Annotated in this window: 15 protein-coding genes; 3 read left to right on the forward strand and 12 right to left on the reverse strand. The window is 71.7% G+C overall.

What is annotated here, in order from left to right; all coding sequences use genetic code 11:
• Window positions 1–83: 83 nt before the first annotated feature.
• The 10 genes from dapD to MW084_RS06535 form a co-directional block, all read right to left on the reverse strand.
• Complete coding sequence (gene dapD, locus MW084_RS06490; protein WP_029553914.1) at window positions 84–1,067, reverse strand: 2,3,4,5-tetrahydropyridine-2,6-dicarboxylate N-succinyltransferase; 984 nt, start codon at window positions 1,065–1,067, stop codon at window positions 84–86.
• A 180-nt stretch (window positions 1,068–1,247) separates the two neighbouring features.
• Window positions 1,248–1,586, reverse strand: a complete 339-nt coding sequence (locus MW084_RS06495) for a metal-sulfur cluster assembly factor (protein WP_010475820.1) — start codon at window positions 1,584–1,586, stop codon at window positions 1,248–1,250.
• Window positions 1,583–2,056, reverse strand: a complete 474-nt coding sequence (gene sufU, locus MW084_RS06500; RefSeq protein ID WP_010475818.1) for a Fe-S cluster assembly sulfur transfer protein SufU — start codon at window positions 2,054–2,056, stop codon at window positions 1,583–1,585. The genes MW084_RS06495 and sufU overlap by 4 nt, the downstream gene beginning before the upstream one ends.
• A gap of 12 nt (window positions 2,057–2,068) precedes the next feature.
• On the reverse strand, window positions 2,069–3,325 hold the full coding sequence (locus MW084_RS06505; RefSeq protein WP_010475816.1) for a cysteine desulfurase: 1,257 nt from the start codon (window positions 3,323–3,325) through the stop codon (window positions 2,069–2,071).
• Complete coding sequence (gene sufC, locus MW084_RS06510) at window positions 3,322–4,113, reverse strand: Fe-S cluster assembly ATPase SufC (protein ID WP_010475814.1); 792 nt, start codon at window positions 4,111–4,113, stop codon at window positions 3,322–3,324. Before sufC ends, MW084_RS06505 begins: the two co-directional genes overlap by 4 nt.
• 7 nt (window positions 4,114–4,120) lie before the next feature.
• Entirely contained in the window at window positions 4,121–4,438 is a 318-nt protein-coding gene (locus MW084_RS06515; RefSeq protein ID WP_010475812.1) for a non-heme iron oxygenase ferredoxin subunit, read from the reverse strand.
• Window positions 4,438–5,613, reverse strand: coding sequence for a Fe-S cluster assembly protein SufD (gene sufD / locus MW084_RS06520; RefSeq protein ID WP_010475810.1), 1,176 nt, complete (start codon window positions 5,611–5,613; stop codon window positions 4,438–4,440). The genes MW084_RS06515 and sufD overlap by 1 nt, the downstream gene beginning before the upstream one ends.
• Window positions 5,614–5,674: 61 nt before the next feature.
• Entirely contained in the window at window positions 5,675–7,090 is a 1,416-nt protein-coding gene (gene sufB / locus MW084_RS06525) for a Fe-S cluster assembly protein SufB (RefSeq protein WP_029553912.1), read from the reverse strand.
• 69 nt (window positions 7,091–7,159) lie between these two features.
• Window positions 7,160–8,224: an IS110 family RNA-guided transposase gene (locus MW084_RS06530; RefSeq protein ID WP_275563388.1), complete on the reverse strand. Its 1,065-nt coding sequence runs from the start codon at window positions 8,222–8,224 to the stop codon at window positions 7,160–7,162.
• Between the two features lie 227 nt (window positions 8,225–8,451).
• Complete coding sequence (locus tag MW084_RS06535; protein WP_275563507.1) at window positions 8,452–9,150, reverse strand: helix-turn-helix transcriptional regulator; 699 nt, start codon at window positions 9,148–9,150, stop codon at window positions 8,452–8,454.
• A 188-nt stretch (window positions 9,151–9,338) separates the two neighbouring features.
• Here MW084_RS06535 and MW084_RS06540 point away from each other — a divergent pair, with 188 nt between their 5' ends.
• From MW084_RS06540 to MW084_RS06550, 3 genes are read left to right on the forward strand one after another with little or no spacing between them, the layout of a single operon-like run.
• Window positions 9,339–10,265 (forward strand): ABC transporter ATP-binding protein, encoded by a 927-nt coding sequence (locus MW084_RS06540; RefSeq protein WP_010472998.1) that lies wholly within the window; start codon window positions 9,339–9,341, stop codon window positions 10,263–10,265.
• The gene (locus tag MW084_RS06545) at window positions 10,262–11,029 is read left to right on the forward strand and encodes an ABC transporter permease (RefSeq protein WP_010472996.1); all 768 of its coding nucleotides are present in this window, start codon (window positions 10,262–10,264) and stop codon (window positions 11,027–11,029) included. The genes MW084_RS06540 and MW084_RS06545 overlap by 4 nt, the downstream gene beginning before the upstream one ends.
• Window positions 11,030–11,081: 52 nt before the next feature.
• Window positions 11,082–12,041 (forward strand): COX15/CtaA family protein, encoded by a 960-nt coding sequence (locus tag MW084_RS06550; RefSeq protein ID WP_010472995.1) that lies wholly within the window; start codon window positions 11,082–11,084, stop codon window positions 12,039–12,041.
• 142 nt (window positions 12,042–12,183) lie between these two features.
• Here the strand turns inward: MW084_RS06550 and MW084_RS06555 are convergent, their stop codons facing one another.
• A complete protein-coding gene (locus tag MW084_RS06555; protein WP_010472994.1) occupies window positions 12,184–12,507 on the reverse strand; it encodes a hypothetical protein in 324 nt (107 codons plus the stop codon).
• Window positions 12,508–12,604: 97 nt separating this feature from the next.
• Window positions 12,605–13,600, reverse strand: a complete 996-nt coding sequence (locus tag MW084_RS06560) for a heme o synthase (protein WP_078571921.1) — start codon at window positions 13,598–13,600, stop codon at window positions 12,605–12,607.
• Window positions 13,601–13,793: the final 193 nt, after the last annotated feature.

Genomic DNA, 13,793 nt, shown 5'->3' on the forward strand with positions numbered 1-13,793 from the left:
CCCGGGCNGGGGANNGGGCCCGGGGCGAACNTCTCCGGGCCGGGGGGCGCCCGGCGGCGGCCGCGCGTCACGGCCGTCGGGGGTCAGTTGTGGCTGTGCAGGACGTCGTTCAGGCCGCCCCAGACGGCGTTGTTCGGACGGGCCTCGACGGCGCCGGTGACCGAGTTGCGGCGGAAGAGGACGTTCGACGCGCCGGACAGCTCGCGGGCCTTGACGACCTGCCCGTCGGGCAGGGTGACGCGCGTTCCGGCGGTGACGTACAGACCGGCCTCGACGACGCACTCGTCGCCCAGCGCGATGCCGACGCCGGCCTCGGCGCCGATCAGGCAGCGCTCCCCGACGGAGATCACGACGTTGCCGCCGCCGGACAGGGTGCCCATGGTGGAGGCGCCGCCGCCGATGTCGGAGCCGTCGCCGATGACGACGCCCGCGGAGATGCGGCCCTCGACCATGGACGTGCCGAGGGTGCCCGCGTTGAAGTTGACGAAGCCCTCGTGCATGACGGTCGTGCCGGCCGCGAGGTGCGCGCCGAGCCGGACGCGGTCGGCGTCCGCGATGCGCACGCCCTTGGGGACGACGTAGTCGGTCATGCGGGGGAACTTGTCGACGCCGGTCACCTGCAGGTGCAGGCCCTCGGCGCGGGCGTTCAGCCGGACCTTCTCGACGTCGTCGACGGCGACCGGGCCCAGCGAGGTCCAGGCGACGTTGGCCAGGAGGCCGAAGATGCCGTCGAGGTTCTGGCCGTGCGGCTTGACGAGCCGGTGGCTGAGCAGGTGCAGCCGCAGATAGGCGTCGTGGGCGTCGAGCGGCTTCTCGTCCAGGGACGCGATCACGGTGCGTACGGCGACGACCTCGACGCCGCGGCGGGCGTCGGCACCGACGGCCTTGGCGGCGCCTTCGCCGAGGAGGTCCGCGGCCCGGTCGGGGGTGAGCCGCTCGGTCCCGGCGGGCCCGGCCCCCTCGGTCAGCTCGGGCGCGGGGAACCAGGTGTCCAGGACGGTGCCGTCACCGGCGAGGGTGGCGAGGCCGGCGGCCACCGCCCCGGTGGTGCGAGGTGCAGAAGTCATGCCCCGAACCTAACCGTCCGGCCCGTCCCGGTGCCAACCGGTCCCGCGCCCCGCCCCGCCGCGCCCCCGGACGGACGCGGGGCCGGGGTGACGGCCGAACGGCCGGGCCCCACCGGGGTCGGTCCGGTGGGACCCGGCCGTTCGGCCGCGGTCCGGGCGGTCCCGGACCGGAAGGTCGCGTCAGACGTTGAAGCCGAGCGCGCGCAGCTGCTCGCGCCCGTCGTCGGTGATCTTGTCGGGGCCCCACGGGGGCATCCAGACCCAGTTGATCCTCAGCTCGCTGACGATGCCGTCCGTCGCCGCCTTCGCCTGGTCCTCGATCACGTCCGTCAGCGGGCAGGCCGCCGACGTCAGCGTCATGTCCAGCGTGGCGACGTTGGAGTCGTCGACGTGGATGCCGTAGATCAGGCCCAGGTTGACGACGTCGATGCCCAGCTCGGGGTCGACCACGTCGTACAGCGCCTCGCGGACCTCGTCCTCGGACGCGGGCTTCACCGTCGCCGTCTCGTTCTCGCTCATGCCGTCTTCCCCTCCGCCTTCGCGGGCTCGTCGCCCAGGGCCTGGGCGGTCGCGTCCTTCCACGCCATCCAGCTCAGCAGCGCGCACTTCACCCGGGCCGGGTACTTGGAGACGCCGGCGAACGCGACCGCGTCCTCCAGCAGCTCCTCCATCGCGTCGTCGGGCTCGATCCGGCCCTTGGACTGCATCAGCTCCAGGAACGTGTCCTGGATCCGCCGCGCCTCCTCCAGCTCCCTGCCGACCAGGAGCTCGTTCAGCACGGAGGCGGAGGCCTGGCTGATGGAGCAGCCCTGCCCCTCGTACGACACGTCCGCGACGCGGGAGCCGTCGTACCTCACGCGGAGCGTGATCTCGTCACCGCACGTCGGGTTGACGTGGTGCACCTCGGCGTCACCGGGCCGCAAGCCCCGCCCGTGCGGGTGCTTGTAGTGGTCCAGGATGACGTCCTGGTACATCGAATCCAGCTTCACCGGGTCAGCCCCTCATCCGAAGAAGTCGCGGACGTGCTCCAGGCCGTCCACCAGGGCGTCGACCTCGGCGGGCGTGGAGTACAGGTAGAAAGACGCCCGTGTGGTCGCGGGAATTCCGTACCTCAGGCAGACGGGCCGGGCGCAGTGGTGGCCGACCCGGACCGCGATGCCCTGCTCGTCGAGGACCTGGCCCACGTCGTGGGGGTGGATGTCGCCGAGCGTGAAGGAGATCGCCGCGCCCCGGTCCTCGGCCGTGGTGGGGCCGATGATCCGCAGGCCGGGGACGTCGCGCAGGCGCCGGACCGCGTACTCGGTGAGCGCGTGCTCGTGGGCGGCGATCCTGTCCATGCCGATCGAGGAGAGGTAGTCGACCGCCGCGCCGAGGCCGACGGCCTGGGCGATCGGCGGCGTGCCCGCCTCGAACTTGTGGGGCGCGGGGGCGTACGTCGACGAGCTCATCGAGACCGTCTCGATCATCTCGCCGCCGCCGAGGAACGGCGGGAGGTCCTCCAGCAGCTCCTGGCGGCCCCAGAGCACGCCGATGCCGGTCGGGCCGCACATCTTGTGGCCGGTGAAGGCGACGAAGTCCGCGCCGAGCGCCTGGACGTCGAGCGGCATGTGCGGGGCGGCCTGCGACGCGTCGACGAGGACGAGCGCGCCGACCTCCTGGGCGCGGCGGACGATCGCCTCGACCGGGTTGAACGTGCCGAGGATGTTGGAGACCAGCACGAAGGAGACGATCTTCGTCTTCGGCGTGATGACCTCGTCGATCCGGGAGAGGTCGAGCCGGCCGTCGTCGGTCAGCCCGAACCACTTCAGCTTCGCGCCGGTGCGCTGCGCGAGCAGCTGCCACGGGACGATGTTGGAGTGGTGCTCCATCTCGGTGATGACGATCTCGGTGTCGGCGTCCACCCGGTAGGGCTCGTCGGCCCAGCCCAGCATGTTGGCGACGAGGTTCAGCGACTCCGAGGCGTTCTTGGTGAATATCACCTCGTCGCGGCTGGGCGCGTTGACGAAGGCCGCCACCTTGTCGCGGGCGCCCTCGTACAGCTCCGTGGCCTCCTCGGCGAGGACGTGCACCCCGCGGTGGACGTTGGCGTTGTGCCGCTCGTAGTACGCGCTGAGCGCGTCGAGGACCTGGCGCGGCTTCTGGGAGGTCGCCGCGTTGTCCAGGTAGACGAGCTTCCTGCCGTCGTGGAGGACGCGGTCCAGGATCGGGAAGTCCTTGCGGATCGCCTCGGTGTCGAGCAGGCCGGGGAGCTGTGTCACGCGACGTCCTCCTTTGTCGCCGTCTCGTTCGCGGAGCCGCGCTTGGTGTAGGACTCGTAGCCCTCGGCCTCCAGCTTGTCGGCCAGCTCGGGGCCGCCCGACTCGACGATGCGCCCGCCGGCGAAGACGTGGACGTGGTCGGGCTTGATGTAGCGCAGGATGCGCGTGTAGTGCGTGATCAGCAGGGTGCCGACCTCGCCGGTCTCGCGGACCCGGTTGACGCCCTCGGAGACGATGCGCAGGGCGTCGACGTCCAGGCCGGAGTCGGTCTCGTCGAGGATCGCGATCCTCGGCTTGAGGAGTTCCAGCTGGAGGATCTCGTGGCGCTTCTTCTCACCGCCGGAGAAGCCCTCGTTGACGTTCCGCTCGGCGAAGGCGGGGTCCATGTCGAGGCGCTCCATGGCCTCGCGGACCTCCTTCACCCAGGTGCGCAGCTTCGGGGCCTCGCCGCGGACGGCGGTGGCGGAGGTGCGCAGGAAGTTGGAGACGGAGACGCCGGGGATCTCGACCGGGTACTGCATGGCGAGGAAGACGCCGGCGCGGGCGCGCTCGTCGACGGACATCCCCAGGACGTCCTCGCCGTCGAGGGTGACGGTGCCGCCGGTGACCGTGTACTTCGGGTGGCCGGCGAGGGAGTAGGCGAGGGTGGACTTGCCGGAGCCGTTGGGGCCCATGATGGCGTGGGTCTCGCCCTGCTTCACGGTCAGGTCGACGCCCTTGAGGATTTCCTTCGTGCCGTTCTCGACCTCGACGGTGACGTGCAGGTCGCGGATTTCAAGCGTTGCCATGGGTGACTCAGGACTCCTGGGTGATGGAGACGAGCACATCGTCCCCTTCGATCTGTACGGGGTATACGGGGACGGGGCGCGTCGCGGGGAGGCCGGACGGCTTGCCGGTGCGGAGGTCGAAGCTGGAGCCGTGCAGCCAGCACTCGATGGCGCAGTTCTCGACCTCGCCCTCGGAGAGGGAGACGTTCGCGTGCGAGCAGATGTCGTTGATCGCGAACACCTCCCCCTCGGTGAGGACGACGGAGACCGGCGTGCCGTCGATCTCCACTCGCTTGGGGGTGTCCTCGGTCAGCTCGCTCAGCGCGCAGGCGCGGACGAAGGGCATCAGACGGCCGCCTCCAGCTCCGCCTCGATCCTCTCGATGAGCCGTTCCTCGACGTCGGCGAGGCCGATCTGCTGGACCAGCTCGGCGAAGAAGCCGCGGACGACGAGGCGCCGGGCCTCGATCTCCGGGATGCCGCGGGCCATCAGGTAGAACAGCTGCTCGTCGTCGAAGCGGCCGGTCGCCGAGGCGTGGCCGGCGCCGGCGATCTCGCCGGTCTCGATCTCCAGGTTCGGCACCGAGTCGACCCGGGCGCCGTCCGTGAGGACGAGGTTGCGGTTCATCTCGTAGGTGTCGGTGCCCTCGGCCGCGGCCTGGATCAGGACGTCGCCGATCCACACGGCGTGCGCGGCCTCGCCCTGGAGGGCGCCCTTGTAGACGACGTTCGACGTGCAGTGCGGGGCGTTGTGGGTGACCAGGAGGCGGTGCTCCTGGTGCTGGCCGGCGTCGGTGAAGTACAGGCCGAACAGCTCGGCCTCGCCGCCCGTCCCGGCGTACTCCACGCGCGGGTGGATGCGGACGAGGTCCCCGCCGAAGGTGACGACGACGGACTTGAAGGAGGCGTCGCGGCCGACGAGCGCGTTGTGCTGCGCCACGTGGACGGCCTTGTCGTCCCAGTCCTGGACGGAGACGACGGTGAGCCTGGCGCCGTCGCCGAGGACGTAGTCGACGTTGGCGGCGAGGACGGCCTCGCCGGTGTGGTCGACGACCACGACGGCCTGGGCGAAGGCGCCGACCTCGACGACGAGGTGGTCGAAGGAGGTGCCGCCCTGCCCGTGCACGGCGATGCGGACGGGCTCGGAGAGCACGGCCTCCTTCGGCACGGTCACGACCGTGGCCTTCTCGAACGAGGAGTACGCCTGGGCGGCGACCCGGTCCACCGGCGTGCCCGCCCGGCCGACGCGGGCGTCGTCCCGGCCGACGGTCTCGACGGTGACCCCGTCGGGCGCGGTCACGTCGACGCGCACCCCCTCACCGGTGGCGACGGCGGTGCCGTCGTGCAGCCCGCGCAGACGCTCCAGCGGCGTGAACCGCCACTCCTCCTCGCGGCCGTGCGGGACGGGGAAGTCCGCGACGTCGAAGGACGGGGGGGCGCTCATGCGCGTGGCGACGGTCGACTCGGCCGCCACCGCGATGGAGCCGGCGGTGGTCGAGCCCACCGGGATGTTCTCAGCCATGGCTGTCGTGGTTTCTCTTCCTACGTGCGTGCGTCGTCAGGTCGTTCGGGGGTGGGCGGCGTCAGCCGACCGCGCCCTCCATCTGCAGCTCGATCAGCCGGTTGAGCTCCAGGGCGTACTCCATCGGCAGCTCCTTGGCGATCGGCTCGACGAAGCCGCGCACGATCATTGCCATGGCCTCGTCCTCGGAGAGGCCGCGGCTCATCAGGTAGAAGAGCTGGTCCTCGGAGACCTTGGAGACCGTGGCCTCGTGGCCCATGGAGACGTCGTCCTCGCGCACGTCGACGTACGGGTACGTGTCGGAGCGGGAGATCGTGTCGACGAGCAGGGCGTCGCACAGGACGTTGGACTTGGAGCCCGGGGCGCCCTCGCCGATCTCGATGAGGCCGCGGTAGGAGGTGCGGCCGCCGCCCCGCGCCACCGACTTGGAGACGATGTTGGAGGAGGTGTTCGGCGCCATGTGGACCATCTTGGCGCCGGCGTCCTGGTGCTGGCCCTCGCCGGCGAAGGCGATGGACAGGGTCTCGCCCTTGGCGTGCTCGCCCATCAGGTAGACGGCCGGGTACTTCATGGTGACCTTGGAGCCGATGTTGCCGTCGACCCACTCCATGGTCGCGCCCTCGTAGGCCACGGCGCGCTTGGTGACCAGGTTGTAGACGTTGTTCGACCAGTTCTGGATGGTCGTGTAGCGGCAGCGCGCGCCCTTCTTCACGATGATCTCGACGACGGCGCTGTGCAGCGAGTCGGAGGAGTAGATCGGCGCGGTGCAGCCCTCGACGTAGTGGACGTAGGCGTCCTCGTCGACGATGATCAGCGTCCGCTCGAACTGGCCCATGTTCTCCGTGTTGATGCGGAAGTAGGCCTGGAGCGGGATGTCGACGTGCACGCCCTTGGGCACGTAGATGAAGGAGCCGCCGGACCACACGGCCGTGTTCAGCGAGGCGAACTTGTTGTCGCCGACCGGGATGACCGTGCCGAAGTACTCCTGGAAGAGCTCCGGGTGCTCCTTGAGCGCGGTGTCGGTGTCGAGGAAGATCACGCCCTGGGACTCCAGGTCCTCGCGGATCTGGTGGTACACGACCTCGGACTCGTACTGGGCCGCGACGCCGGCGACGAGGCGCTGCTTCTCCGCCTCCGGGATGCCGAGCTTGTCGTACGTGTTCTTGATGTCCTCGGGCAGGTCCTCCCAGGACTCGGCCTGCTTCTCGGTGGACCGGACGAAGTACTTGATGTTGTCGAAGTCGATGCCCGACAGGTCCGAGCCCCAGGTCGGCATGGGCTTCTTGTCGAACAGGCGCAGACCCTTCAGCCGCAGCTTCAGCATCCACTCGGGCTCGTTCTTCTTCGCGGAGATGTCGCGGACGACGTCCTCGTTCAGACCGCGCTTGGCGGCGGCACCGGCCGCGTCCGGGTCGGCCCAGCCATACTCGTACCGACCCAGGCCCTCGAGCTCGGGGTGGCTGATCTCGGTGGTCATGCGGGGTTCCTCCCGGCCGTGCTTGCGGATGGTGTCGAAGGGTTCTCGGGGTGAAGCTCCTATAGATCGTCAAGCGGTCTGAAGGAGCGGTTTCGGTGTGGTCTGTGAGCTGATGAGGTGCTTGTAGACCTCGCGCGCTATGAAGCGTTTGAGGCACCGGAGGATGTCCTTCTTGGACATGCCTTCGGCGGTTCGTCGGATCACGTAGTCCTTGGTACGGGTGTCGTAGCGCATGCGGACGAGCGCGATCGTGTGGAGTGCGTTGTTGGCCTGGCGGTCACCGCCGCGGTTGAGGCGGTGCCGGTGGGTGCGACCTGAACTGGCCGGGATCGGCGCCGCCGCGCACAGGTGCGCGAAGGACGCCTCCGACCTGAGCCGGTTCGGGTTGTCGCCCGCCGTGATCAAGAGCTGGGCGGCGGTTTCGGTGCCGACGCCAGGCAACGCAACCAGGTCGGGGACGGTCTGCGCGACCAGCGGTTTCAGCTCGGCATCGGCATCGGTGATCTCCTCGGTGAGGTACTGGTAGCGGCGGGCGAGGCGTCGCAGTGCGGTGCGAATCGCGCAGGCCGGATCCGCGTGGTCGCTGCCCGGGCGCGAGCGGGCCAGCTGCCGGATCAGCTCGCCGGTCGGCAGAGCGCGCAACTTCTCACGGACCTCGCCGGGTGCGGTGACGATGAGCGTGCGGATCTGATTGATCGTCTGGGTACGGGACTTGATGGCCGAACGGCGGACCACGCGCAGGGAGCGGATCGCCTCTACGACGCCGTCGCGCGTCTTCGGCGTACCACCGGCCCGGCCGGAGAGCACGGCGGTGGCTGCGGCGTAGGCATCGACGGGGTCGGACTTTCCGTTGGCACGCCTGGCCCGCCGGTCGGGCCGGTCCACGTCGATGACGGTGACCTGGTTCGCCCGCAGGTACCGCGCCAGTTCGGCGCCGTAGGCACCTGTGCCCTCGACGCCGACGGCCATGAGGTCACCGTGCGAACGCAGCCAGTCCAGCAGGCGGCGGTAGCCGGCGGGGCTGGTGGGGAACGCCTCGGTGGCGAGGTGGCGACCGATGGAGTCGATCACGGCGGCCTGGTGGAAGTCGGTGTGGGTGTCCACGCCGCCGACCACCGCTATCTCGTCTGCCATGCTGACTGCTGCTGTCCTTCCGTGCGACGCGCGAGGGATGACACGCGCCGGTCGGGCGACAGGACAAGACTGTGATGGGACCTTTGGCCGGGCTCCTATGAAGTCACAGACGCCCGACCGGCCGCGTGCATGGCGGCACCGCCCGGACGGCCGACGATTCAACCGCAGGACAGCCGGAGCGTCAGTCAGTCGGAGGGTCAGACCCCCGAGCGGTGCCATCTTCATCCTCACAGTCTGTCGATGTGGGGGATGAACGTCGTGCAGACCCCGTCGCCGTGCGCGATGGTGGCCAGTCGCTGGACGTGCGTCCCCAGGAGGCGGGAGAAGACCTCGGTCTCCGCCTCGCAGAGCTGCGGGTAGCGCTCCGCCACGTGGGCGACCGGGCAGTGGTGCTGGCACAGCTGCTGCCCGACCTGCCCGGCCGGTGCCTCGCGCGCCGTCGCAGCGTACCCGTCGGCGCTGAGCGCCCTGGCCAGTGCCTCGGCCCGGGCCTGCGGCGGCGCCGACTCGACGGCCTCGCGGTACGTCTCCGCCTGCGCCTCGACGCGGTCGCGGGCGAAGGCCGCGACCGCGGCCTGGCCCCCGGCGTTCCGCTCGATCCAGCGCAGGGCGTCGACGGCGAGGCTGTCGTAGGACTGGTCGAAGGCGTCCCTGCCGCAGTCCGTGAGGGCGAAGACCCGGGCGGGGCGGCCGCGGGTGCGGGCCCCGTAGACGCGCTGCTCGCGCGGGGCGACCACGTCGTCCGCGACGAGGGCGTCGAGGTGCCGGCGCACGGCGGCCTGGGTGAGGCCGAGCCGCCGGGCGAGGTCCGCGACGGTGGAGGGGCCGTGGTCCAGGATGGACCGCGCGACCCGGGTGCGGGTCGACCGCTCCCCGGTCGCGAGTTCCTCCCCGGAGGTCGTGGAAGCCGCACCGACGTTTTTCACAACGCCATTGTTGCGTAATTCGCAAGGGAGTGCCAAGCCGCGCCGACACGGCCCGGCGATGCGTGGGTCACTTAGGGAAACCTAACCTGACCTGGGGAAACGATCACCGGCTCGGCCCGTGCCGCCGCGCGGGGGCGCCGGACCCCCGCGGCCCCGGCACCCCCGGCGGCTGCCTAGACTTGGCTGCCATGCGAAACGAGTCCGCCGTCCGGGTGAGGGGCCTGGTCAAGCGGTACGGAACCAAGACCGCGGTGGACGGGCTCGACCTCGACGTCCGCACGGGAACGGTCACCGCCGTCCTCGGCCCCAACGGGGCCGGCAAGACCACCACCGTCGAGACCTGCGAGGGGTACCGCCGCCCCGACGCGGGCACCGTCCGCGTCCTGGGCCTGGACCCGGTCGCCGACGCGGCCCGGCTGCGCCCCCGCGTCGGCGTGATGCTCCAGTCCGGCGGCGTCTACTCGGGCGCCCGCGCCGACGAGATGCTCCGCCACGTGGCGAGGCTGCACGCCCACCCCCTCGACGTGGACGCCCTGATCGAGCGCCTGGGCCTCGGCTCGTGCGGCCGTACCGCCTACCGGCGCCTGTCCGGCGGGCAGCAGCAGCGGCTCGCCCTGGCCATGGCCGTCGTCGGCCGGCCCGAGCTGGTCTTCCTGGACGAGCCGACCGCGGGCCTGGACCCGCAGGCCCGCCGCTCCACCTGGGAGCTGGTGCGCGAGCTGCGCGCCGACGGCGTGACCGTGGTGCTCACCACCCACTTCATGGACGAGGCCGAGCAGCTCGCGGACGACGTGGCCATCGTCGACGCCGGGCGGGTCGTCGTCCAGGACAGCCCCGAGGGGCTGTGCCGCGGCGGCGCCGAGAACTCCCTGCGCTTCACCGGCCGTCCCGGCCTCGACCTGGGCTCCCTGCGGAAGGCCCTGCCCGACGGCACCGCCGCCGCCGAGACCGCCCCGGGCACGTACCGGATCACCGGCGTGATCGACCCGCGGCTCCTCGCCACGGTCACCGGCTGGTGCGCCCAGCACGGGGTGATGCCCGACGGCATCGCGGTCGAGCGCCACACCCTCGAAGACGTCTTCCTGCGACTGACCGGCAAGGAGCTGCGCGGATGAACGGCGGTACGTACGCCCCGAGGACGGGGGCCGCCCCGGTCGGGCGGATGATCGCCGCCCAGGCGGCGCTGGAGACCCGGATGCTGCTGCGCAACGGCGAACAGCTGCTGCTCACCGTCGTCATCCCGTCCCTGCTGCTGGTGCTGTTCTCCACCGTCGACGTCGTCGACACCGGCGCCGGCGAGGCGGTGGACTTCCTCGCCCCCGGCGTCCTGGCCCTCGCCGTGATGTCCACCGCCTTCACCGGGCAAGCGATCGCCACCGGTTTCGAGCGGCGGTACGGGGTGCTCAAGCGGCTCGGCGCGTCCCCGCTCCCCCGCTGGGCGCTGATGGCCGCCAAGACGCTGGCCGTGCTGGTCACCGAGGTCCTCCAGGTCCTGCTGCTGACCGCCATCGCCCTGGCGCTCGGCTGGTCGCCGCGGGGCAACCCCCTCGCGGTGCTCCTGCTGCTGGTCGCCGGCACCGCCGCGTTCTCCGGGCTCGGCCTGCTGATGGCCGGCACCCTGCGGGCGGAGGCGACCCTGGCGGCGGCGAACCTGGTCTTCCTGCTGCTCCTGGTGGGCGGCGGGGTCGTCGTACCGCTGGACAGGTTCCCCGGCGCGGTGCGCGCGGCGCTGGAGTGGCTGCCGATCTCGGCGCTCTCCGGCGGACTGCGGGAGGTGCTCCAGCAGGGGGCCGGCGTGCCCTGGGACCGGTTGGGCGTCCTCGCCGCGTGGGCCGCGGCCGGGCTGGGCGCGGCGGCGCGCCTCTTCCGCTGGGAGTAGGCGCCCCACCCCCTCGTGAAAGCGTGCACAAGCGGCGACCTACGATGGATCCGTGTTGACCCCCCTCGCCTTCATCGCCCAGCGCTGGACCCCGTCCCCCCGGACGCTCCGGCGGGCCGCGCTCTCCGCGGTCGTCATGTCCGTCGTGATCATCGTCACGGGCGGCGCGGTCCGGCTGACCGGCTCCGGCCTCGGCTGCGACACCTGGCCCAAGTGCACCGACGAGAGCCTGTTCGCCACGCCCGAGCAGGGCCTCCACGGCGCCATCGAGTTCGGCAACCGGCTGCTGACGTACGTCCTGTCGGCGGCCGTGGGCTGGGCGATCGTCGCGGCCCGGTCCACGAAGCCGTGGCGCCGGGGGCTGACCCGGCTGGGCTGGCTGCAGTTCTGGATCGTCGCGAGCAACGCCGTGATCGGCGGCATCACCGTCTGGACGGGCCTGAACCCGTGGTCGGTGGCCGGTCACTTCGTCGCCGCCAACGCCCTGCTGACCGTCGCGGTCGTCACCTGGGTGCGCGCCGGCGAGGGCGACGCCCCGCCGCGCCCCCGCGTGCCCGGTCCGGTGCGCAAGGCCGGGTGGGCGCTGGTCGCCGCCTCCGGCGTGCTGGTCGTGGCCGGTACGGCCGTGACCGGCAGCGGCAAGCACGCGGGCGACAGCAGCGACGTCCCGCGGATGCCGTTCGACTACACGGCGGCGGCGCAGGTGCACGCCCTGTTCGCCTGGCTCGTCTGCGCGGGCGCGGTCGCCGTGTTCGTCGCCCTGCGGAAGGCCGGCGCCCCGGACGACGTCCGCCGGCGCGCCCGCGACCTGCTGCTGGTACTGCTGCTCCAGGGCGGCATCGGCTACGTGCAGTTCTTCACCGGCGTCCCGGAGGTCCTGGTGGGCTTCCACATGCTCGGCTCGGCACTGCTGTGGATCGCCGTGCTGCGCCTGGCCCTGAGCATGCGCGAGCGGCCCCAGGCCGCGCCGGCACCCGCGCGGCCGGACGAGGCGGCGCTGGCGGCGGTCTGAGCGCCGGCGGGGGCCGGGGCACCACGGGGGACGCCCGGGGCGTCACCGGGACGGGACACCGTCCGCCGGTGACGCCCCGGGCGTTCGCGCGTCGCGGTGCGGGGCGCGCCGCCCCAGTGGTGCGGGGCGCGGGCGCGCCGCCTCACTTCGCGGTCTCGCCGCCGATCTGGATGCCGGCCATGCGGCTCCACTCGTACGGGCCGGTGCGGACCTTCGCGGCCAGTTCGCCGTCGAAGGATTCCTGGAGTTCGAGCCCGGCCTTGTCCGCGGCGCTCCGCGCGGTCCGGCCGTCCGGTGCGACCAGGTCGCCCCAGCCGCCGTCCTCGCCGACCAGCACGATGCGCGTGCCCGTCTGCCCGGTGTAGGCGAGCTGGCCCCGCGCGCCGCCGTGCTCCTCGGCGAACGCCCGGATCTGCTTGGCGAGCTTGGCCGCCGTGCGCTCTGCCTGCTTGGTGGTGTCTGCCATGGACAGGATGCTACTTCCGGGTAGATCGACGGGCGACGGGCGGGTCGCGTGGCCTTGGCCACGCGACCCGCCCGCCAGGGGGTCCGCCGGGGTGCGGTCAGCGCAGGAACGGGTCCACGGCGACCGCGACGAACAGCAGCGACGCGTAGGTGATGGACCAGTGGAAGAGGCGCATCTCCTTCAGCTTCGCCCCGCTCAGGCCGGACCGGGCGCGGTGCTGCAGGGCGTGCGCCTCCCACAGCCACCAGCCGCCGGTGGCCAGCGCCACGGCCGTGTAGAACCAGCCCGTGTAGCCGAGCGGCTGGAGCAGCAGCGAGACCAGGACCATCACCCAGCTGTAGAGGACGATCTGCCGGGCCACGACCTTGTTGGAGGCGAGCACCGGGAGCATCGGCACGCCCGCCCGCGCGTAGTCGTCCTTCACCTTCATGGACAGCGGCCAGTAGTGCGGCGGGGTCCAGAAGAAGATGACCAGGAAGAGGATGACCGCGGCCCACGACATGGAGCCGGTGACCGACGACCAGCCGATGAGGACCGGCATGCAGCCGGCGATGCCTCCCCACACGATGTTCTGGGTCGTGCGGCGCTTGAGGACCATCGTGTAGACGACCACGTAGAACAGGAGCGCGCCGAGGGCGAGCCAGGCCGACAGCCAGTTGACGAACAGGCCGAACCAGAGCGTGGACACCACGGCGAGCCCGAGGCCGAACAGCAGGCCCTCGCGGGGGGTGACGATGCCGGTGACCAGGGGGCGCTGCGACGTGCGGTCCATGAGCGCGTCGATGTCGCGGTCGATGTACATGTTCAGCGCGTTGGCGCCGCCGGCCGACAGGTAGCCGGCGAAACACGTGTGGAGCACCAGCAGCAGGTCCGGTACGCCCTGTTCCGCGAGGAACATGACCGGGACCGTGGTGATCAACAACAACTCGATGATCCGCGGCTTGGTCAGCGCCACGAACGCCTTGGCGCGGGCCCCGAATGGCCGATGGACCGGGCTCGTCCCGAGCCCACCCTCCCCCAGCGCCTCAAGGGCCTGGGAGGTGCTCCCGGAACGGGATTCGACGGCCGTCACGCACACCCCTGACAGAGACATTCCTGCGAGCCCGCCCTTGACGTGGTGGAACGGTGGGGACTCGCGCGTACCAAGCCACTGTAGACGTTGCCCGTTCCCCGCCCTCCGCGGGGGTGGGCCGTGTTCCCCCTCTCCGGTACGGACGGGAGGGCGGCGGCGCGCACCGGCGGCGCCCCGTCGCCCGGGCGCTCCGGCGGGCGCCGCCACGGGGACC

The sequence above is a fragment of the Streptomyces sudanensis genome, from assembly GCF_023614315.1.
Lineage (GTDB): Bacteria > Actinomycetota > Actinomycetes > Streptomycetales > Streptomycetaceae > Streptomyces > Streptomyces sudanensis.